Consider the following 20278-nt stretch of genomic DNA (forward strand, 5'->3'; position numbering starts at 1 on the left):
ACCATACCGCCGGGAAGCGCGGCGTACATGGCCAGCCGAACACGGCCGGCGCGCCCCTGCCTGGGAGCACGCGCAGATGCTGCTGCGCGCGCTCCATCGTGCACCTGACAACGCCTCCACGGTATCGCGCGCGCTCAGCGTTCACGCCTCGCCGTCGGCGCACCCGCGATAGTGACGGCAGACTCTTCTCTGCTTGCGCCCATGCCCTCTCTTCGCGAACGCTTTCAGCGCTGGCCCCGGCCGTGGCGGCTTGCGGTGCTTGTGCTGTTGGCGCTGTACGCGCTGTATCTGGTTGCCGGCAATGTGTTCCTCAACACGCCGTTGTTCGACGCCACCACCAACCGGCAGCCGCACAAGTTCACCATGCAGACCGGCCCGGCGCTGACGCTGTTCCCGGGCGAGGTGATGGCCTGGAACGTGCGCATGCGCGGGCAGGCCAACCGCACCGTGTATGTCTTCCACGCCGATCGTGCGCATGCGCGCGTCGCGTTGCTGGCCTTGTTTCGGCGCGAGGTCCGTCTGCCGTGGCTGCATGCCACCGGCCTGAGCGCGGAAGTGGAAACCTCCGACACCCCCATTCCGCCACCACCACGCGGCGATCAGGGCTGGACGCTGCGCTTCGATGCGATCAGCAGCAACAGCATCCGCAGTGCGCGGCTGGGCAAACTGCTGATCGCCGGCAACGGCCACGGCACGGTGGGCTTTCTGAAACAGCTCAAGGGCGGGCCATCGGAGCTGTTTGCGTCCGAGGCGGGCTTCCGCGATGCGGTGGTCAGCTTCGATGGCGTGCAGGTCTTCAATGGCGCGCAGCTGGATGCGCAGTTCCAGTTTCCGCGCCACTACCGCGATGAAGCGCCCGGCCTGCGCAAGCTCGGCATCACCCATGCGCGGCTGCAGTTGAAGGCCGGTACGGTGGCGTTGAAGATCGATACCGGGGCGCCGCACGTGGATATCCGTAGCGGTCCATCGGCGGCGCGTGTGGAGGCCGACATCACGCTGGATCGCGGCGCACTGCAGCCGGGCAGCCATGCGGTGTGGCGGCTGCCATTGATGGCCGGTGTCGGCGCCACCGACCGCGGCATGCTGGCGCTGCAGCTGGATGTGGCGCAGGACATCCGCGTACAGGCGCGGTTGCCGCGCGATGCAGACACCGGCAGCGAACTGCACGCCGATCTGCGCGTTGCCGGCCGCAGCATTCCCTTCCAGGAGCCGGCGCAGCTCCTGCCGCGGTTGTCGGGCCAGGTGCAGGGGCGCTGGAAGTTCGAATCCTTGAACTGGATCGCCGAGCTGTTCGTGCGCAAGCCGTGGTTTCAGCTGGAAGGCGGTGGCCTGGTGGAGGCCGATCTACGCCTGGCGCAAGGCCGGCTCACCAGCGGCAGCAGCCTGGAGATCCCGCGCGTGGAGGCGGCGGCACAAGTGTTCGACACGCGCCTGACCGGCATCGCCAGGGCGCGCGGTCGCATCGACGATGCCGCCACCCCGCAGGCGCATCTGGATGTGAGCATTCCCACGTTCCGCGCCGCACCGCGCGATGCGCCCAGGCAGATCCTGCTGGATGGCCGCGACCTGCAGCTGGCCATGCATGGCGATGCCGAACTGGCGCGCCTGCGCGACACGCTCAAGGCGCAGCTGCGTTTCAGCGATGCGAAGGTGCCCGACCTGACGGTCTACAACCGCTATCTCTCCGGCAAAGCGGTGCGCCTGCTCGGCGGCAGCGGCAGCCTGACCGGCGATGTCGCGCTCAACGCCTCCGGCGATGTCGGCAGCGGGCATGCGCATCTGCGTGGGCAGGGCGCGCATCTGGCGCTGGCCGGGATGCAGATGCGCGGCGATGCCGAATTGCAGGCGCAGCTGCAACGCGCCGACTTCAAGACCAGGTTCTTCGACCTCAGCGGCACACGCGTGCGTTTGCGCAACATGCGCGTGGGCGATGACACTGCCGACGCCAATTGGTGGGGCGAGCTGCAGGTCGGGGCCGGCACCATCCAGGCCAGTGCGCCGTTCCAGCTGGATGCCGACGCCGCGCTGCGCATGCGCGATGCCGCGCCGTTGCTGTCGGTGTTCGCACAGCGGGCCGACTATCCGCGCTGGGTGGTGGGCCTGCTGGATTCGGGCGAGCTCGATGCCACCGGGCGGGTGCGCTGGCGCAAGCAACAGCTGACGGTCGACGACCTGCAGGCGGAAAATGCACGTCTGTCGTTGCGCGCGCGTCTGGCCCTGGACGACGACGCGCGCCGTGGCAACCTGTATCTGCGCTGGGGCGTGCTCGGCGCCGGCATCGAAATCGATGGCAAACAGCGCCAGTGGCATCTTGCCGGCGCACGCGAGTGGTACGACGAGCAGCCGGGTCTGCTACCGCCGGTGTCCAAGCGCAACTAAGCGCTTGGTGGGTTCGTGGCGGGCGCGGTGATGGATGAGACGCGAATCGGTGCGATGCAGTGTCGGCGCGGGTTGCAGGCGGCGCTGCCGATGCATCAGATGGCTGGAAGCGGCTGACAAAACCATCGCACAGCCGCCGACGGGCGCGGCCAGTGTGCGGAATCGGCATGGCCCACGCACCCACTGCATCCGCCGTGCGCCGTGCATCTCCAACAGACCATTGCCCGGTAAGTGCTGGCAACCTGCCAAGAGCAGCTGACAAACAGACTGTGCCCACCGCCAGGTGGGCGCAGGCGGTGCTCGGTACGGCATCTACCACGCGCACTCCGATGCTGAGCGCACCGTCCACACCCATCTGACCACCGTTCGCCACGTTTTCGTAGCCGCTCTAAATCATCCGCTCGCCATGCTCAGACATGGCGTGGAGCGTTCGGCCCCTGGCATCCCCGCCACGTGCCACGCCGCGCGGACGTCAGCGCCTTCGCCCCTCGCAGGCACGGCAACATGCCCCGATACGCACCGCGCTCACGGACCGCTTGGCACACTGCGCGGCGCCGCCTGCGCGGTCCCTGAAGGAGCCTGCCGTCATGACGATGCCCGTTCGCGCCCGTTGGCGTGCATTGCCTCGCACGCTGCGTTGGCCATTAGCGGCAGTGATCGCGCTGTATGTCGGCTACCTGCTGCTCGGCAATCTGCTGCTCAACACCCCGCTGGGGCCGGCAGCGCTCAACCGCAAGCCGGACACCTTCGCCATGCAGTGGGGCCCCGGGCTGACCTGGTGGCCGGGACGGGTGATGTTGTGGAATGTCGACTTGCACGGCCGCTCCACGCGCAACCGCTGGAACGTCAGCGCGGAGCGCATGAGCGGGCAGATACGGATGTTGCCCTTGCTGCATCGGCAACTGCTGGTGCCGGAACTGCAGGTGTACGGTGTGCGTGCCGGTCTGCAGTCGGCAACCTCGATGGCGGATGCCGTGGCCACGCCTCCCGCCGCTGCCGTGGTCGGTGCGCAGCCTGCAACCACTACGCCGGGCGCAACATCGCCTGCACCCGCAACCGATCCAAGCGAACAAGTCGCAGCGCATGCAACGCGCGCGACAGCTGCGCCTTCCACAGCACCAACAGCGGCAGCCGCAGAACGTGCGAAGCCAACACCAACACCAACAGCAACATCGTCGTCAGACCAGGCACGCGATCCGCCAGCCGCCAACACCCCTGCAAACCCAGCACCTGCCACACCCGCCTGGACACTGCAGTTCGACCGCATCGAGGCCGCGCAGGTCCACGCGCTGTCGCTGCGTCAACTGCGGATCGAAGGTGACGGCCAGTTGCAGCTCGGCCTGTTCAAGCAGTTGCGTGGCGGGCCGATGGAGCTGTTTCCGTCGCACGCCGCGTTCGACAACGCGCGCGTGCACTGGGGCAAGAGCGAGGTGCTGCGCAACGGGCAGCTGCGCCTGGAAGCGAGCATTGCGCGGCATGTCCCCGACCAGGCGCGCGGGCTGGCCCTGCTGCAGCTGACCGATGCGCTGGTGGCCCTGCACGGCGACACCGCGGCGCTGGACGTTACCCGCACTGCGCAGGGTCGGCACACGGTGGTCACGCGGCCGGGCAAGGGGCGCGCAGATGGCGAGTTGCGCTGGACGCGCGGTGCATTGCAACCCGGCAGCCAGCTGCACTGGCGCGCGCCCCTGCACGACAGTACGCGCACGCCTGCCGCGTTGCTGGGCGAGGTGGCGGCGCAGTTGCAGGTGGACGACAACATGCGCCTGACCGTGAGCATGCCCGAGCCTGCCGATGCGGGGCTGACGCTGGACGCCGACCTGCGCGTGCAGGGCCGGCAGTTGCCGCTGACATCGCTGCGCCACCTGCTACCGCGCACCTCCGGGCATGCAAGGCTGCATTGGCAACTGGCCTCGCTCAGCTGGATTCCTGCGCTGTTTCCGGATGTCGACTGGCTCACCCTGGACGGCGATGGCCTGGTCGATGCGGACCTGCGCATTACGCGCGGCCAGCTCGGTGCAGGCAGCCGTCTGCAGGTGCCGCATGTGCGCGCGCATGTCGGCGTGATGGGGCATGCCATCGACGGTCAGGCCAGTGCCGATCTGCGCGTGGACGCCGATGCAGACGGTCAGCTGCTGCCCGCGCTTGCACTGCAGATGCAGCAGTTTTCGATCGCGCACAGCGACGCGCCCACGCGTCCGTTCGTGCAAGGCCGCGATCTGCGCCTGGATCTGCAGACGCGCGCCGACGCACGCAACCTCACCACCTTGCGCGATGCCACGCGGGCGCATCTGACCTTCGCCAACGCGCGTGTGCCGGACCTGCGCGCGTACAACCGCTATCTGCCGCAACAGCAGCTGCGGTTCGATGGCGGCAACGGTGTGCTCAGCGGCGATCTGCAGATCGAACCCGGCGGGCGTATCGGCAAGGGCGGCTTGCGTATCGGTGCGCGCGCGGCGCGCCTGCAGTTCGCAGGGCTCGCGTTGCGCGGCGACGTGGATGCCGATCTGCGTCTGCAACGTGGCGATCTGCGCGCAGAAAACTTTCGCCTCGATGCAAGCACGGTGCAGCTGCGCAATGTGGGTTTCACCGGTCCGGACGGCCAACGCCGCGATGGCTGGTGGGCGCGCATCGTGCTGGACGACACCCGCATGCAGTGGCGGCAGCCGATCGGCGTGGATGGGCGCGTGCGCATCCAGGTGCGCGACCTGGCGTTCCTGATGGCGCTGTACGCGCGCGACCGCTCCATTCCCGACTGGATGCTGCGCCTGGTGGATGCAGGGCAGGCGCAGGTGACCGGCCGTGTGCAGTGGCAAGGCAACACCGTCATCGTCGATCGACTGCAGGCAAGCAACGAGCGTTTTCAGATCGATGCGCGATTGCGCCTGCAGGGCACGCAGCGCAGCGGCAGCCTGCTCGCACGCTGGGGCGTCTTGAGTGCCGCGATCGGCCTGCGCAACGACAGCCCCGAGTGGCACCTGCGGCGCGCGCCGGAGTGGTATCGGGCGCAGCCGGACCTGATCCGCTGAGCGCCGTCCATGCCAGCGCTGCGTGAAGAAAACTGGGCCAGTTCTGTACCGTCTGGTGTTGTTTTGCAGTGCAGCGTGCAAGTCGGATTCGGGGCGCGCACTATGCTCCTGCATCCCGACGTGGGGGAGGGAGCAAAGCCCGCTGGCAGTTCGCTGCAAGCGGGCTTTTTTATTGCCTGACGTCTGGCCGGTCAAGCGTGTGCAGCCCGCAAACCCCTGGATTTACGCCAGTTCCAGCAGCCACAGCGCGCTGCCGCCGGTGATGAACAGGCGCTGGTGATCCTGGTCGAAACTGCAATTGGATGCGGTATGCGGGGTCGGCACCAGCCCCAGCAGGCGGCCCTCCGGATCGAAGACGCACACGCCGGCGCCGGAACTGCTCCATAGCCAGCCTTGCCGGTCCACGCACAGGCCATCTGGCAGGCCCTCGGGCACCACTGCAAAGCGGCGTGGATCGTGCAGTGCACCATCGCGCCAGTCCATTGCAATGATCTCCTGATCGCCAGAGCCGGTTTCCGGGGTTTGCGACACGTACAGCACGCGTTCGTCGGGCGAAAACGCCAGCCCATTGGGGTGATCCAGCCGGGCCATGCAATGCAGCGCGCCACCATCGGGCGGCAGCCGGTAGAGGCCGTGATGGCCCAGCTCCTGCGGGCCGGGGCAGCCCTGGCTGGGCTTGAGCAGGCCGAATGGTGGGTCGGTGAACCAGATCGCGCCATCGCGCGCGACGATCAGATCGTTCGGCGAATTCAGCCGCTTGCCCTGGAAGCGGCCGACCAGTAGATGCGCCCGTCCATCCGCATCGCTGCGGATGATCGCGCGGCGGCCATGCTCGCAATGCACCAGCCGCTGTTGCGCATCCACCGCATTGCCGTTAGTAAAGGCCGTGGCGTCCAGCAACACGTCCACTGCGCCTCCCACCACACCGGGCCTTCGCTCCAGGTCGCCTGGTCGTACAGCGTGTGCAGGCGCGCGTTGCCCAGCCGCGCGGCCAGGGCAGGGTGCTGCGTCGCCGGCGGTGCGCACCGGGTTGGCTGCGGCGGGCCGGGCGGCCGCACGCGGCAATGGCTGTGCATCAACGCGGCGCCTCGTGACCGAACGGATGCGCCACCGCCGCGCCGGGTGACTGCGCAAACTGCACCAGCATCTGAAAGCACGGCGCATCGCCGAGCTGGCCGGAACGGTGGCCACGCGCATCGGTGGTGCCCTGGTCCTGGCCGAAATGGATATCGCCAGGGCCCATTTCCACCCGCGTGCCGTCGCCGGTTTCGATGAACCAGCGACCACGCAGCGGAATCACCCACTGCGGATGCGGGCTCTCGTGCCAGTCGCCGACCCAGCCCACCGGCAGCACCGCAAACTGGATGCCAAGCACCTCACCCGGGAACGGCCGCAGCCACTGCGGCGCTGCACCGCCGCCCACGCTCTTGCTGCCGAAACCCGGCAATTGCGAAGGAGTGAGCTGGCTGACGCCATCCGGCCCGGTCCACAGGTGCAGGAACGGCAGGCTGGGTGGCAACCCCAGATCGGTGCCGTCGTTGTTCAACGCAACCTGGGATGGCAGCAGTGCGGCGGGCAGCAGCGTGGGTGACATGGCGGAGCCTCGTGCGAAAGCCGCAGTGCAGCACGGCCATCGTCAGGGCTCCGTCAGCGGGATGTTCAACGCTTGGAAATCGCGCGCCTGTCGCAACGGACACGCAATGTGCGCCGCCCGTCGGTTTGCCTGCTCACGGTGGATTGAAAGTCCGCTGACGATCGACAGCCTGCAGTCCTCGTGCTGACCTGCTGGCGCTTGCCCGAGTGCGTCGGGTGCATCGCCAGCATCAGCGCGCTGCGCTGCAACCTCGACGCCGGGGCTGCGCCTGCGCTGCGGCCTGCGGTCTGGTGCCCAGACACGGCGTCGTCCCGATCGCGGCTGCGATCGACGCTGTGGCGTACAGCCACTCGCGGGGCCTGGCGTGCATCGCGCATCGTACAAACGGGAGCAGCAGCCTGCGGTTGTCGGGCGATCGGGCGCGCCTACATGCCACTGTCGTGGCGGGATGCCAGAATCGGCGCATGTCGCTACCCATTTCCTCCGCTTCTCCTGCGCTCACCGCTCTGATCGAGCGGGCCGTGGCGCGTGTCCGCCAGGCCGTCCCGGCCGAGCAACCCTGGCCTGGCGGCGATCTTGCGTCAGCGCTCGAACAGGTGGCGCTGGTCAGCGACTTCGCGCTGGAAACCCTGGCGCGTCAGCCCGCCTTGCTGCAGCACCTGGCCCAGGCCGATCCGCCGCCGCTGCCGGTACCGACGCTGGACCCGGCGCAGCCACAGGCCTGGGCGGCGCAGTTACGGCGCTACCGCGCCGCCGAATCCACCCGCCTGGTGTGGCGCGACGTGCTGGGGCTGGACAGCGTGGACGACACGCTTGCCGGTGCGACCCGGTTGGCGGAAACCTGCCTGCAATGCGCACTGCAGGCGCTGGAGCAGCAGTTCGACAGCCGCCACGGGCAGGTGATGGCCGACGACGGCAGCGTGCAGCGGCTGGTGGTGTTCGGGCTGGGCAAACTCGGCGGCGGCGAGCTGAATTTCTCCTCGGATGTGGATCTGGTCTATGCCTACCCGCAGGGCGGGCAGTCCGACGGCGCGCGCCCGCTGGCGGCCGAGGAGTATTTCGCGCGCTTGGGCCAGCAACTGGCCAAGCTGCTCGACGAGACCACCGCCGACGGGTTCAGTCACCGCGTGGATCTGCGCCTGCGGCCATTCGGCACCGCCGGCCGCGTGGCGTTGTCGTTCACCGGCATGGACCAGTACTTCCAGCGCGAGGGCCGCGATTGGGAGCGCTATGCCTGGCTCAAGGCGCGCCCGGTGGCAGGCGACATCGCCGCCGGCGAGGCGTGGCTGGAGACGCTGCGGCCGTTCGTCTACCGGCGCTACCTGGATTTCACCGCACTGGACGGCCTGCGCGAAATGAAGGCCGCCATCACTGCCGAAGTGGCGCGGCACGACCGGCTGGACGACATCAAGCGCGGGCCCGGCGGCATTCGCGAGATCGAATTTCTTGCGCAATCGCTGCAACTGATCCGCGCCGGACGCGAGCCCGCGCTGCGCGAACGACGCCTGTTGCCCGCGTTGCAGGCGCTGGTGGCCGCAGGCCAGATCGAAGCGGACAACGGTGCGGCCTTGACCGAGGCGTATCGCTTCTTGCGGCGTCTGGAAAACCGCCTGCAGATGCTGCGCGATGCCCAGACCCATGCCTTGCCGCAGGCGCCGCTGGACCGCGAGCGGATTGCGTTGGGCCTGGGCCATGCGGACTGGCCGGCGCTGCTGGACGCGCTGGCCCCGCATCGCAGCCGGGTGGCGGCGGAATTTGCCGAGCTGCTGGCGCCGCGCGTGCGTGCCAGCGCGCCGGATGCGCTGGCCGATTACTGGCGCGCATTGCCCGAGGGCGATGCGGCGCCGTTGCGGGGCATCGGCTTGCACGATCCCGGCAACGCGCATCAGGTGCTGAGCGATTTTGCGCAGTCGTCCGGCGTGCGTGCGCTGTCGGACACCGCGCGTGCGCGGCTGGATCGGGTGATGCCGGCGCTGCTGCACGCGGCCACGCGCGCCAGCCAGCCCGATGCGGCTGTGCGACGCATGCTGGGCCTGTTGCAGGCCACCTTGCGTCGCACCAGCTATCTGGCGCTGCTGGACGAACAACCCAGCGCGCTCGCGCGCCTGGTCGATGTGCTTTCGCGCAGCGCGCTGCTGGCCGAGCGCCTGGCCGCGTACCCGCTGCTGCTGGACGAGCTGCTCGACACCCGCATCAGCGGGCCATTGCCGGATCGCGCGGCCCTGCAGGCGGCGTGTGCCGACACGCTGCAGATCGACGATACCGAAGCGGCCCTGCGCGAACTCAACGAGCGCCGGCTGGCGCTGAGCTTCCGCATCGCGCTGGCCACGCTCGACGGCCGCCAGCTTGCGGTGGACAGCACCCGGCAACTGGCCTGGCTTGCCGAGGCGGTGGTGCAGACCGTCCTGCAGCTGGCGCGCGTGGAGCTGGTTGCCGCGCACGGGCAGGTGCCCGGCGGCACATTCGCCATCATCGGCTACGGCAGCCTGGGTGGGTTGGAACTGGGCTTCGGCTCGGATCTGGACCTGGTGTTTCTCTACGATCATCCGCGCGCGGTGGAAAGCTCGGACGGCAAACGGCCGTTGGAGGCCGGGCGCTGGTTCGCACGCTTTGCGCAGAAGGTGATGGCGTTGCTCGCGGCCGAAACCGGCGCCGGCCGCCTGTACGACATCGATGTGCGGCTGCGCCCGGATGGCGGCAAGGGGGCGCTGGTGTCGTCGCTGGCCAGCTACCGCGAGTATCAGCGCGAGCGCGCGTGGACCTGGGAGCATCAGGCGCTGGTGCGCGCACGCGCGGTCGCGGGCGACGCGGCGCTGTGCGAGGCCTTTACACAGGTGCGTCGCCAGACGCTGGCGCGCGTGCGCGACACTGCGCTGCTGCACGAAGACGTGCGCAAGATGCGCGCACGCATGCGCGCCGAACTCGATCGCAGCGATGCCGGCCGACTGGATCTCAAGCAGGGCGCCGGCGGCCTGGTGGATCTGGAATTCCTGCTGCAGGCCGGTGTGCTGGGCCAGGCGGCGCAGCATCCGCCGCTGCTGCAGGTCTGCGACACGCCGGCCTTGATCGATGCACTGGTGCAGGCGCAGTGGCTGCCCGGCACTGCCGCGCAAACGCTGCACGACGCACATGCCACGCTGGTGGAGGCCGGGCTGGCCTGCACGCTGGACCGGCGTCCGCGCCTGATCACGCCTACCGCCGCCATCCAGCAGGCCACCGGCAGCATCTTCGCGATCGCGCAGGCGCAAGGCCTGGCGTTCCCGCGCGGCAGGGACGAACCGCGTGCGTGAGGCATTGCATGATGTGTGCAGGTGATGGCAGCACGCCATGCGCAGCGCAGCGGCGAGTCGGTTGTGATCGGCCGCGTCAGTGCGGTGGCGATGCCGCAGCCGCAGGCTGCGCACGCGCGATGGTCGCGGTGAAGCCGGCCGAGCGTGTCAGCGCCTGCGGGTTGGACACGATCCGCCCCAGGCGCACCAGATCGCGCGATGGCGTATAGCCGCGGTAGAACACCGCCAGGTTGCCCCACGGCACGTAATACATCAGGTCGCCCACCTGCGCCGGGCCGGCAGGGCCAACGGCGCTCAGGTCGAGTTTATTCGGCAGGTAGCTGATCTTCTCGCTGGCATGGAAGTCTTCGAAAGACACGGTCATCGGCAGCCGCGCCAGCAGGTCGCGCGTGGCCGAGTGATCGACCAGTTCGGCTTCGACGACTTCGTTGCCGATGGTGAGGGCGATACGCATCGTACGCTCCGGTGTCGGTGGGGCGGTCGCCGCCGGTGGCGTTGCAGCCGGGCAGGCGGCGACCAGGACGGCGCACCCCAGCACCAGGGTGCGCAGACAGGTGCTGGAGCGAAGGATCGGCATCGGCGCTGTCCTCGTGGATTACTGCAGGTGGTCGCGGAAGAACGCGGTGAGCGTGTCGAATGGAATCAGATCCACGCGGTCATACAGGTCCACATGTCCTGCACCCGGCACGATCACCAGTTGCCTGGGTTGGCCGGCCAGACGGTAGGCCTCTTCGCTGAACTCGCGCGAATGCGCCTTCTCGCCGGTAATGAACAGCATCGCGCGCGGCGAAATGCTCTCGATGTCGTTGAACGGGTAGAAGTTCATGAACTTGACGTTGCTGGTCAGCGTCGGGCGGGTGGTGTGTTCGGGCGACTGACCCTTGGGCGTGTACCGTCCGCGCGGTGTCCGATAGAAATCGTAGAACTCGCGCTCGATCGGCGTGGACTGCGGCGTCAGCGCCAGGACCGTGCCGCCGGTGTACTCCACCGGCCCGCCGCTGAATTCGGCAGTGCGTTGTTTGGCGGCCGCAGCGATGATCTGCTTGCGCTGCGCCAGGCTGAGCCCGTGACGCAGGCCATTGCGGTTGGCCGCGCCCATGTCGTACATGCTCACCGTTGCGATCGCGCGCATGCGCGGGTCGATCTTGGCCGCGCTGATCACGAAGCTGCCGCTGCCGCAGATACCCAGCGCGCCGATCTGCTCGCGATCGACAAACGCCTGCGTTTCCAGGAAATCCACCGCCGCGCTGAAGTCTTCCGCATAGATGTCCGGCGACACCGCATTGCGCGGCTGCCCCTCGCTTTCGCCCCAGAACGACAGGTCCAGCGACAGCGTCACAAAGCCCTGCTCGGCAAGTTTGGTGGCGTAGAGATTGGCGCTTTGTTCCTTGACCGCCCCCATCGGATGCCCGACCACAATGGCCGGATGCCGCTTGCTGGTGTCCAGACCCTTGGGCACGAACAGGTTGCCGGCCACGGTCATCCGGTACTGATTCTTGAAAGTGACCTTTTGCATGGTCACCGCATCGCTGGTGTAGAAATTATCGGCACCGCTGGACATGTCTGCTCCTGGCGTTGGGAATGAAACGAGCAAGAGCAGCAAAAGGAGGATGCGCAGTTGCATGGTGTGGCTCTCATGAAGGTGCACGCCGCCCGCACCTGTGTGCCGTTGCGGTTGCATTTGCCGGTGGATGAAGGGATGAGGTGTGCGGCGAACGGGCGACGCGGTGCGGGCACCGGCAGCGCTGCGGCATTGGCCATTGCGATGTCGCCGACGACCGCGCTGCATCACCGTGTGCAAGCGGTCCGCCGCGATGTCTGCATGGTCACGCCACTGGTTGTCTACTGCGCGTTTTGCGTACCCACCTGCTGCAGTCGGTGGGCGTTGCTGCCGCGGTGGTGCGCCTTGCGGTGGCCCAATGTAGGTCAGGCGCTGCGCCAGAGCATTACTGCCACGCGCATGCCTTCATGCGGGTGTTTCATGAGTCGTGTGAGGTGCCGCGCACACCGCGACGTGACGCGGCCTGGCCGCCATGCAGGCGGTGTGCGCCGACGGCGTGCCGATGGCGCCGACCGATCGTCTGCAGCGCACAGACCTGTGTGTGCAACGCTGCGATGACCCAACGGTGATTCAGCTGTTCGCCCGAGGTGCGCTACGCCACAGCAACGCGCGGAACGGCCCGAGCAGGAACACGCCCATGCCCAGCTTCACCGCCAGATCGCCTGCAGCCCAGCTCAGCCACGGCAGCGATGCACCGGCAAAGGCGATGCTCCAGAAAAGCGCGGTATCCAGCGTGGCGCTGCAGGTGGTGGCCACGATGGGCGCGCGCCACCAGCTGCCGTTGCGCAGCCGGTCGAACACGGTGATATCCAGCAGCTGCGCCGCGATGAAGGCCGTGCACGAGGCCGCCGCAATGCGCGGCGTCGCCAGCCAGATCGACAACACCACCGCCAGTGCGAACCCGCACCAGGCCACCGTGCGCGCCGCACGCGGGCCAAAGCGGCGATTGATCAGGTTGCTGACCAAAAACGCCAATGGATACGAGAACGCGCCCCAGGTCAGCCAGTCGTTGATCGGGTACTGCACCAGGATGTTGGACAGCAGCACCACTGCGCCCATCGCCAGCACCGCCCAGCTCAGTGCGCGGGCGGTAAGTGGAGCAAACGGGGCAGGGGGCGCGGAGGACATGGCAGCGATACGGTGCAAACAGAACGGAGGGCGCGGGTGTCGCTGGCGATCGGCAACGCGCGCAGGTCGCTAGTGTACGAGCGCGATAGATGGATGCGAGCGCCGGAGGTGCAGGTGGTGCGGCGCGCGCACAAGCGCGGTGCGATGGCGTGGTTTGCCCGTCGCCGCAGGTCGATGGCGCGATCGGCCGCAATCGTGATGCTGCGACCAGGGCGGCGTTACGGTGCCTTGGTCGCGCCGCCCCGGCGGCTCACTGAACTCACCAGACGCGACTGCTGCTGTTGACCACTGCATCGCCGGTCGGCAGGAAGGCCAGGGCCTGGCCCTGCTGCGCATGCACGGTCCAGCCACTGCCGGCGGGGCTGGGCTGGAACGTCACCACCTCGCCGACGCGGAAGCCTGCGGCGGGGTCATCCTGGCGTGCCGGCCATTGCAGTACCGCAGTGGTTTCGGCCTGTTGCGGGTCTTGCAGGCGCACCTGGCGTGCGCCTTCGGGCAGGGTATCGACGGCCTCCACGCGCATTGCCGGCAGCTTGTGCGCGCGTGTCTCGCGACGTGACTCGGCCAATGCGTTATATGCTGCAACCGGTGGGGCAAAGACCGATCCCACCACAGCGGACGCGGCCAGCACCGGCGTGGCCAACGCGAGCGCAGAATAGAACTCGGATTTTTCACCGGGTGTGGTCGCTTCGCCGGCGTGCGCGCAGGGCACGGCCAGGGCAGCGAACAGGCATGCTCCCGCAGCGAGACAGGAACGGGCGTGCATCATGGCGTTTCTCCAGCTGTGTCGACGACGCGAGCGATAGACAGTTCCTGCAGGACGGCGTCGCGTTGATGCAGGAAGTCGAAGATTGACTCGACCGTGACCACCGAATAATCGCCGGACACCCGCTCACCGGCGGGGTGGTCCGAGGTTGCGGCATTGGCGGCGACGAAGCGCGCGCCCAGGCGCTGGCGCAGATCCAGATGCAGGATGCTGGGGTGGTAGCGCGCGGCACGCAACCAGGCTTGCGCCTTGCGGCGGTCGTCAATCAGCTCCGGCGGTTGCGCTTGCGCCGCCAACGCGACCGCCAGCACTTCCAGCACCCATTGGTTGGAATTCTGGTATTCGGTGGAGAACGGATACGCCACGATGCTGTAGCGCGTTTCATGCAACCGGTGGGCGATGTTGCCGCTGCCGCTCAGCAGATCGTGCAGCCGTTGCTGCACTGCGCGGGTCGGGATGCCTACGCGCAGGTCGCTGCTCAATGCGCTTTCGCCGACAAAATTGCTCAGGCCTTCCATATACAGCTGGGACGCGTCGCTCTTGCAGCGATTGAGCAGGTGCCGCACGCGCCACAGACCATCCTCGTCGCGCAGCGCAAATGCCAGGTGGCTATGTTTGAGGCCATAACGGCTCAGGTCCTGGCCGCCGCGCGCCAACAGCACGACCTGCGCATCGGGCAATGCATCCAGCGCCTGCGCGGTGTCGCTGGCCATGTCGAACATCGCAGCGGTGGCCTGCGGCGTGGGGTAGCGCGGCACGCATGCAGGCGTTGCGGCTGCGGCCAACGGCAAGGCGGCCAGCAGTGCCAGCGTGACCGCCCGTCCGATGGCGTGTTTGCTCCTTGGTGGCTTCATCGATCGCAGCATCCTTGTGTCGGGCGCCATCGTCGGGCGCGTGATTCACGGCGACAGGCGCGCGCGCACCTGCAGGGCGATGCGCTCGGTTTCGCGCACCGGCAGGATATCGGCCGCGGCACCTAAAACTTCATCGCCTGCACGCAGCCGCCGACGCAGCCGCAGCGCCTGCACATGGCGACCGACGCGCCCGCTGGCGCGGTCGCCGAATGCGGCCGTCACCGGCACGCGCGTGGCGCAGGCCTCCGACAACAGGTTGACCGAGTCGGCGGTCGCCACGATGGCATCGGCCCACCCCAGCAGGCCGGCGTAGGGATTGGGGCCGTCGCGGTCGTCGCACCACAGCAGGTGTGGCACGCCTTTGCAGGCCGTTCGCAGTGGGGCGATTGCGTCCGCTGGCGTGCGCCGCGAGACGGTGACCAGCAGGCTGCCGCCGAGCGCGCGCAGTTGCGCGCGCAACGGCGTGCACAGCGTGGCCAGATCCTGCGCTGTCCAGGGCACCTGCGTGGTGGGTCCGCCGACCAGCAGCGCCAGCCGTGGGCCGGGCAGGCGGCCCAGAGCCGGGAAAGCGGCACGCCCGTCCGCCAGCCAGGCATCGTCCACCGGGTGCAGGCTGCCGAGCAGGGTGAGCACGTTCTCGCCCCGCAACGCATCGTGCTCGGGCACGATCAGCAGGTCCCAGTGGCGGGCATCCAGGCGTGGGTCCAGGATCTGCACGCTACGGCTGCCGCGGGCGCGCAGCAGCCGGGTGGCCAGCGCCGCCTGGCGGCCGCAACCGATGGCCAGGGCGGGCGGCTGCTGCAGTTGCCGGGCGAATGCGGCACCGAAAGCAGCTTGCGCGCCGGGCAGCACACGCGGCGCCGCCCAACGCCAGGGCGGCTGAGGGTGCAGATGGATTGGCTGGAAGACCCCCGGGCGCAATGCCCGCGCCAGTGCCTCGGCCTGGCGTGCATTGCCGGCGCGGCCGTCGCTCAGCGCCCAGGTCACCGCCATCGTTTCAGATCCGACATAGATTTGTTTCAGATTGAACGCGTGTGGCGGCAATCGCGCCACTCTACACTGCGGGTCTTCACACTGGTGCCGGCGCCACAGCTTACCGTCGCGCCATCCCTTCTTCTGGAGTGCTCATGTCCGATTCGCTCAACGCTGCCGCACTGGATCAGCTGTTCCGTACCGCCCGCACCCAAAACGCCTTTCTCGACAAGCCGGTCAGCCAGGCGCAGTTGCGCGAGCTTTACGACCTGTTGAAGTGGGGCCCGACGGCGGCCAACGGTTCGCCGGGGCGGTTCGTGTTCGTGACCACGGCGCAGGGCAAGCAGAAGCTCAAGCCGGCGCTGTCCGAAGGCAATGCGGCCAAGACGCTGGCCGCGCCGGTCACGGTGATCGTGGCGCACGACGAAGACTTCCACGAAAAGCTGCCGTACCTGTTCCCGCATGCCGATGCCAAGAGCTGGTTCGACGGTGCGCGCGAGATGCGCGTGAGTGGCGCATTCCGTAACGGCTCGCTGCAGGGCGCCTATCTGATCCTGGCCGCGCGCGCGCTGGGCCTGGATGCCGGCCCGATGTCGGGTTTCGACAATGCCAAGGTGGATGAAGCGTTCTTCGCCGGCACGCCGATCAAGTCCAACTTCCTGATCAATCTTGGCTACGGCGACCCGGCCGGGCTGTTCCCGCGCTCGCCGCGCCTGAGCTTCGATGAAGCGGCGCGCTTTGAGTAATGCTCTGCAGTGAGCAACGCCGCGTGTGGCGTCTCCGCTGCGACATCAATGCCTCGGCGTGTCTGTCTGCGCTCATGGCACGTCGTCATGGTGGCCGCCCAATACCGATCGCTCCATGTATTGCTGTATTGCTGTGTGTCGTCGATCAAGCGATTGCGCCCACCCATCAGTGAGCGCGGCCGATGCCAGGAGGCGGCCGATGCCATGTGTCCACTGCGCATTCCGGGCCAGCCGTCCTTCGCCTTCTGACCACTGCCGTGCAAGATAGGTTTGCCGTTCTACAGTTTCCTGCAGTCCTCGTCCGTCTGCGTCCGTTCCATCCGCGTTGATCCAATGCGGTCCCTCATCTCAAGGAGTTTCAATGAAGACCACCCACAAACTGCTGCTGCCGCTCGCCCTGACCCTGGCCATCGCCGCCTGCTCCAAGCCGGCCGATAACGCCGCCACGCCGGCCGCCGAAACCCCGGCCGCCACTGCGCCGGCCGATGCCGCTGCCACCACCCCGGCCCCGGCTGCGACGCCTGCCGCCTCGACCGCTCCGGCCGTGGAAGTGGCCTCCGGCACCTACACCCTGGATCCGAGCCACACCGACGTGATCGCGCAGTGGAGCCACTTCGGCTTCTCCAACCCGAGCGCGCATTTCGGCAATGTCGACGGCACCCTGGTGTACGACGCGGCCGACGTGACCAAGTCCACCGTGCAGGTCACCCTGCCGCTGTCCGGCTTGAACAGCTTCACCGCCAAGTTCGACGAGCACCTGAAGAGCGGCGACTTCTTCGACGCGGCCAAGTTCCCGACCGCCACCTTCAAGAGCACCAAGGTCGAAGCGGCTGGCACCAACAAGCTGACCGTCACCGGTGACCTGACCATCAAGGATCAGACCAAGCCGGTCGTGCTGGACGTCACCCTCAACGGTGCCGGCGAGCACCCGATGAAGAAGGTGCCTGCGGCCGGTTTCGATGCCACCACCACGATCAAGCGCAGCGACTTCGGCGTTGGCCAGTACGCCCCGAACGTCAGCGACGAAGTCAAGATCCGCATCACCACCGAGGCCCTGCAGGCCAAGGCCGGCGACGCTGCTGCGAAGTAATCAGGCAATAGCTCACATTAGGGCCCGCCATTGGCGGGCCCTAACTTTTTCGAGAAAATTTCAAGCAGCTAAACCCTTGAGAGCATCATCCCTGATCAGGCGGCTTGCTCGATTGGAAGTAGATATATCTGAACGCGGTGATCGCTGAAGGTCGCGGTCGTGTTTCCCGCAATATTCATTTCTGCAAGCGTCCTTCCATTTGCATCTGCCAGCACCGGTGCGTAGATGTCACCAAATAGGTGGTCCGTACGGATGATGGAGGCTTTGACGCGGTATTTTCTATTGTCGGGTAGAATCAGGACTGGCGAGATTTCGCCTGGGCTTAGCTGAAGGTCGATTTCCCTTCCGCTCAGATCACCTCGAACCTTCACTTCTAATATCTGTTTCCTCGGCGTTGCCTGTTGAAGGGCGGTGGTGTCTGCTCGCTGAGCCGAGTAAGCAGCGGTAGGCGAGGCTGCCAAAAGCGCGATGGCAACTGCTCCCATCAAAAAACGGCGACGTTCATCTGTCTTCATATCTTTCATGGGAAGCCTCTCGATTGAGCAGGTCCATCGGGTGATAGTGCACCGATCAGATAAAGATTTAGAAATCCTTGAGTTTGCGTTCTAACAAGCGAATTTATGGGTGTCAATAGTTGCTGTGTTCGCTTGTTCAACGTTGCCATCCGAACGTAAGTCTGCACTGATGATGATCGGGTCATCCTGCGTTCGTTGTATCTCATGCCACTTTCTATGCGTGTTCGTACGTATCAAGCCCTTACTTTATGGGCGGATCCTTTGAAACAGCCTGAGCCAGTGACGACTGCGTATCGATGCATTATCGATATTGCGACCTGTCGCCGAGGAATAGTATGCAGCGTGCGAGGTGTCATCCGTGTTGCATGAGCGCATAGCAAGTCCGGGCTAACCTCTGCAGTTAACTTTAGATCGGACGATCGATACCGTCGGTGTCTCTTTCATGAAGCTCAGGCGTCTGGCTCGTCAAGCATCGCTTCAAGCCTACAGTGTTGGGTGCTCGGCTCATGTTAATGAGCATCTGGGACACCTTGTAATCGCATTTATCTTCGCAATGGATGCCTCCTGATGCTTGGTTGCATCGATTTCAAACGAGATAGCCAATTGATCTGGAAAGTATTGCGGCGCGGGCTGTGTCGTAGGCACGCGCTTCTTATTGACGATGCGTTCGGCTCGAGGTGATGCAGAAAACCCAGGTGCAGGACCGTTTCCAGTCATCACTGATGTGCATGCGCCGTACCGCGCTTTGAACGCGCTGGTACGGCAGAAGTAACAGCACAGACCGTCTCGCAAGCCAGCCCAGTGGTCTTACACGTCGAGGTTTCCGACTCCGAAGGTTGGGCGTTCGTCAGATGCGACGTAGTTTGTTCGCCACTCTCCACTGATCGGCAGAGGCAAGAGTGCTTGACCTCACTCCGCAGCCGGATGCGCCTTCCAGTACCCCTTTGCGCGGATCGATTCCTTGTCCACGCCCAGGTGCTCTTCCACGAACTTGCGCATTGCCCGCGCACGCATCGATTCGGCGCCGATCCAGTAAAAGGTGTCGCCGTCGTGTGGCTCGTAATCGCGCAGGCTGTCTTCCAGCAAGGTGCTGCTGGCGGCATCGAAGCCATTACGCTCCAGCCAGTACACGTCCACATCGGCGGCGCTGATCAGCTCCTGCCGCTCGTCGGCATCGGCCACTTCGATAAAGACGTCTGCGTGCAGGTCGGCCGGCATCGATTCCAGCCAGCGGCCGATTGCCGGCAGCGCGGTCTCGTCGCCGATCAGCACGTAATGGTCGTAGTCGTCGGCCACCAGGAACGAGCCGCGCGGGCCGCCGATCGTCAGCGCGTCGCCGGGTCGGGCGTGTGCGGCCCAACTGGATGCCACGCCATCGCCATGCAGCACGAAATCGATGCTCAGCTCGCCGCTCTGTGGATCGAAGGCGCGCGGCGTGTAGTCGCGCCCGGGCGAGGGCAGTGCGCCTTCGGCATAGCGCGGCCCTTCCGCGGTCATGGTCGGCAGCACGAAGGCGCCATCGGCATTGGGGAAGAACAGTTTGACGTGATCGTCCGGCGCTTCGCTTTGAAAGCCGGCCAGCTCGCTGCCGCCGAAGACGATGCGGCGCATCTGCGGAGTGATCGACTCGCAACGGATCACCTGCACGTCGCGTAGCCGCGTGTCGCGACGAACTTGGGTATTGGTGTGTGCAGCCATGGTGGTGCGATTCCTGATGGTGTCGCGCTCACAGGCGCGGTGTTGGTGGGGGAGGCGGATGCGGTGGCGTTGCGACACGGCACCCAGTGGCGATCGACTGGCGTCGATGCTTCAACACTCAGCGTGCGTCCTGCTCCATGCCGTCGGCGGCGGCGTTGAGCAGTGCGGCAATCCGTTCGGTTTCGGCCTCGCTCCACTGCCCGTGCCGTGCGAACAGGCCGTGCTTGATGCGGTGAATCGCCTCGCGGATGGGTGGGGGCGTCTGTGCCTTGATCAGCTCGCGGGCGCGGCGATGGGTGCGCGCCAGTGCGGCATCCATGGCGTCGCGCTGATCGGCGGCATGGCTGCGGCCCGTGTCGGTGATCCGATACCGCTTGCGGCCCTGCTCCAGATCGGTCTGCACCCAACCGTCGGCTTCCAGCTGCGCCAGCGCCGGGTAGATCGCGCCGGCGCTGGGTGTGTACAGCCCTTTGAACAGCGCCGCGATCTGCCGCATCAGCTCGTAGCCATGGCGTGGTTGCTGCTCGATCAAGGCCAGCAGCAGCAGGCGCAGATCGCCATGCCCCAGCGGACGGGTGCGCGCACCGCCGCGCCCGGAGGCGTGTCCATCTGACGCATCCAGATCGGCCAAGACCTTGTGGTGGCGGGGAGTCATG

Annotated in this window: 15 protein-coding genes and 1 pseudogene; 5 read left to right on the forward strand and 11 right to left on the reverse strand. The window is 66.8% G+C overall.

Annotation, left to right across the window (positions count from 1 at the left end; translation table 11 throughout):
• Nucleotides 1–201 precede the first annotated feature (201 nt).
• Nucleotides 202–2379, forward strand: coding sequence for a hypothetical protein (locus FHY19_RS17435; protein WP_259167465.1), 2178 nt, complete (start codon nucleotides 202–204; stop codon nucleotides 2377–2379).
• 587 nt (nucleotides 2380–2966) lie between these two features.
• Complete coding sequence (locus FHY19_RS17440) at nucleotides 2967–5408, forward strand: hypothetical protein (protein WP_259167466.1); 2442 nt, start codon at nucleotides 2967–2969, stop codon at nucleotides 5406–5408.
• A gap of 222 nt (nucleotides 5409–5630) precedes the next feature.
• Here FHY19_RS17440 and FHY19_RS17445 read toward each other — a convergent pair.
• Together FHY19_RS17445 and FHY19_RS17450 are read right to left on the reverse strand one after the other, a co-directional pair.
• A pseudogene (locus tag FHY19_RS17445) lies at nucleotides 5631–6484 on the reverse strand (SMP-30/gluconolactonase/LRE family protein).
• Complete coding sequence (locus tag FHY19_RS17450; protein ID WP_259167467.1) at nucleotides 6484–7002, reverse strand: hypothetical protein; 519 nt, start codon at nucleotides 7000–7002, stop codon at nucleotides 6484–6486. Before FHY19_RS17450 ends, FHY19_RS17445 begins: the two are co-directional and overlap by 1 nt.
• Before the next feature lie 464 nt (nucleotides 7003–7466).
• Between FHY19_RS17450 and glnE the strand changes: the two genes are divergently transcribed.
• Nucleotides 7467–10292: a bifunctional [glutamate--ammonia ligase]-adenylyl-L-tyrosine phosphorylase/[glutamate--ammonia-ligase] adenylyltransferase gene (gene glnE / locus FHY19_RS17455; RefSeq protein ID WP_259167468.1), complete on the forward strand. Its 2826-nt coding sequence runs from the start codon at nucleotides 7467–7469 to the stop codon at nucleotides 10290–10292.
• A 76-nt stretch (nucleotides 10293–10368) separates the two neighbouring features.
• Here glnE and FHY19_RS17460 read toward each other — a convergent pair whose 3' ends face one another.
• The 6 genes from FHY19_RS17460 to FHY19_RS17485 all read right to left on the reverse strand — a co-directional run bounded on the left by FHY19_RS17460 (nucleotide 10369) and on the right by FHY19_RS17485 (nucleotide 15594).
• Nucleotides 10369–10869, reverse strand: coding sequence for a cyclophilin-like fold protein (locus FHY19_RS17460; RefSeq protein ID WP_259167469.1), 501 nt, complete (start codon nucleotides 10867–10869; stop codon nucleotides 10369–10371).
• An 18-nt stretch (nucleotides 10870–10887) separates the two neighbouring features.
• On the reverse strand, nucleotides 10888–11916 hold the full coding sequence (locus FHY19_RS17465) for an alpha/beta hydrolase (protein ID WP_259167470.1): 1029 nt from the start codon (nucleotides 11914–11916) through the stop codon (nucleotides 10888–10890).
• Between the two features lie 507 nt (nucleotides 11917–12423).
• On the reverse strand, nucleotides 12424–12981 hold the full coding sequence (locus FHY19_RS17470; RefSeq protein WP_259155655.1) for a VUT family protein: 558 nt from the start codon (nucleotides 12979–12981) through the stop codon (nucleotides 12424–12426).
• 259 nt (nucleotides 12982–13240) lie between these two features.
• Entirely contained in the window at nucleotides 13241–13750 is a 510-nt protein-coding gene (locus FHY19_RS17475) for a hypothetical protein (RefSeq protein WP_259167471.1), read from the reverse strand.
• Entirely contained in the window at nucleotides 13747–14601 is an 855-nt protein-coding gene (locus FHY19_RS17480) for a DUF2145 domain-containing protein (protein WP_259167472.1), read from the reverse strand. The genes FHY19_RS17475 and FHY19_RS17480 overlap by 4 nt, the downstream gene beginning before the upstream one ends.
• 45 nt (nucleotides 14602–14646) lie before the next feature.
• Nucleotides 14647–15594, reverse strand: coding sequence for a mitochondrial fission ELM1 family protein (locus FHY19_RS17485; protein ID WP_259167473.1), 948 nt, complete (start codon nucleotides 15592–15594; stop codon nucleotides 14647–14649).
• 134 nt (nucleotides 15595–15728) lie between these two features.
• Here FHY19_RS17485 and FHY19_RS17490 point away from each other — a divergent pair, with 134 nt between their 5' ends.
• Nucleotides 15729–16319 (forward strand): malonic semialdehyde reductase, encoded by a 591-nt coding sequence (locus FHY19_RS17490; RefSeq protein WP_259167475.1) that lies wholly within the window; start codon nucleotides 15729–15731, stop codon nucleotides 16317–16319.
• A gap of 361 nt (nucleotides 16320–16680) precedes the next feature.
• Nucleotides 16681–17409 carry a YceI family protein gene (locus FHY19_RS17495; RefSeq protein WP_259155638.1) on the forward strand — a complete coding sequence of 243 codons (729 nt, stop codon included), beginning with the start codon at nucleotides 16681–16683 and terminating at the stop codon, nucleotides 17407–17409.
• Nucleotides 17410–17504: 95 nt separating this feature from the next.
• Here FHY19_RS17495 and FHY19_RS17500 read toward each other — a convergent pair whose 3' ends face one another.
• The 3 genes from FHY19_RS17500 to FHY19_RS17510 all read right to left on the reverse strand — a co-directional run bounded on the left by FHY19_RS17500 (nucleotide 17505) and on the right by FHY19_RS17510 (nucleotide 20277).
• Nucleotides 17505–17933, reverse strand: coding sequence for a hypothetical protein (locus tag FHY19_RS17500; RefSeq protein ID WP_259167476.1), 429 nt, complete (start codon nucleotides 17931–17933; stop codon nucleotides 17505–17507).
• A 900-nt stretch (nucleotides 17934–18833) separates the two neighbouring features.
• Entirely contained in the window at nucleotides 18834–19622 is a 789-nt protein-coding gene (locus FHY19_RS17505) for a siderophore-interacting protein (RefSeq protein WP_259167478.1), read from the reverse strand.
• A gap of 118 nt (nucleotides 19623–19740) precedes the next feature.
• Nucleotides 19741–20277 (reverse strand): PadR family transcriptional regulator, encoded by a 537-nt coding sequence (locus tag FHY19_RS17510; RefSeq protein ID WP_259167710.1) that lies wholly within the window; start codon nucleotides 20275–20277, stop codon nucleotides 19741–19743.
• Nucleotide 20278 lies beyond the last annotated feature (1 nt).

Source organism: Xanthomonas sp. 4461 (genome assembly GCF_024806475.1).
GTDB classification, from domain to species: domain Bacteria; phylum Pseudomonadota; class Gammaproteobacteria; order Xanthomonadales; family Xanthomonadaceae; genus Xanthomonas; species Xanthomonas arboricola_F.

What these genes read in the sequence shown, in the direction of transcription:
- FHY19_RS17435 (WP_259167465.1), top strand. Translation starts at nt 202, where the DNA reads ATGCCCTCTCTTCGCGAACGCTTTCAGCGCTGGCCCCGGCCGTGGCGG.
- FHY19_RS17440 (WP_259167466.1), top strand. Translation starts at nt 2,967, where the DNA reads ATGACGATGCCCGTTCGCGCCCGTTGGCGTGCATTGCCTCGCACGCTG.
- FHY19_RS17450 (WP_259167467.1), bottom strand. Translation starts at nt 7,002, where the DNA reads ATGTCACCCACGCTGCTGCCCGCCGCACTGCTGCCATCCCAGGTTGCG.
- glnE (WP_259167468.1), top strand. Translation starts at nt 7,467, where the DNA reads ATGTCGCTACCCATTTCCTCCGCTTCTCCTGCGCTCACCGCTCTGATC.
- FHY19_RS17460 (WP_259167469.1), bottom strand. Translation starts at nt 10,869, where the DNA reads ATGCCGATCCTTCGCTCCAGCACCTGTCTGCGCACCCTGGTGCTGGGG.
- FHY19_RS17465 (WP_259167470.1), bottom strand. Translation starts at nt 11,916, where the DNA reads ATGCAACTGCGCATCCTCCTTTTGCTGCTCTTGCTCGTTTCATTCCCA.
- FHY19_RS17470 (WP_259155655.1), bottom strand. Translation starts at nt 12,981, where the DNA reads ATGTCCTCCGCGCCCCCTGCCCCGTTTGCTCCACTTACCGCCCGCGCA.
- FHY19_RS17475 (WP_259167471.1), bottom strand. Translation starts at nt 13,750, where the DNA reads ATGATGCACGCCCGTTCCTGTCTCGCTGCGGGAGCATGCCTGTTCGCT.
- FHY19_RS17480 (WP_259167472.1), bottom strand. Translation starts at nt 14,601, where the DNA reads ATGAAGCCACCAAGGAGCAAACACGCCATCGGACGGGCGGTCACGCTG.
- FHY19_RS17485 (WP_259167473.1), bottom strand. Translation starts at nt 15,594, where the DNA reads ATGGCGGTGACCTGGGCGCTGAGCGACGGCCGCGCCGGCAATGCACGC.
- FHY19_RS17490 (WP_259167475.1), top strand. Translation starts at nt 15,729, where the DNA reads ATGTCCGATTCGCTCAACGCTGCCGCACTGGATCAGCTGTTCCGTACC.
- FHY19_RS17495 (WP_259155638.1), top strand. Translation starts at nt 16,681, where the DNA reads ATGAAGACCACCCACAAACTGCTGCTGCCGCTCGCCCTGACCCTGGCC.
- FHY19_RS17500 (WP_259167476.1), bottom strand. Translation starts at nt 17,933, where the DNA reads ATGAAAGATATGAAGACAGATGAACGTCGCCGTTTTTTGATGGGAGCA.
- FHY19_RS17505 (WP_259167478.1), bottom strand. Translation starts at nt 19,622, where the DNA reads ATGGCTGCACACACCAATACCCAAGTTCGTCGCGACACGCGGCTACGC.
- FHY19_RS17510 (WP_259167710.1), bottom strand. Translation starts at nt 20,277, where the DNA reads ATGACTCCCCGCCACCACAAGGTCTTGGCCGATCTGGATGCGTCAGAT.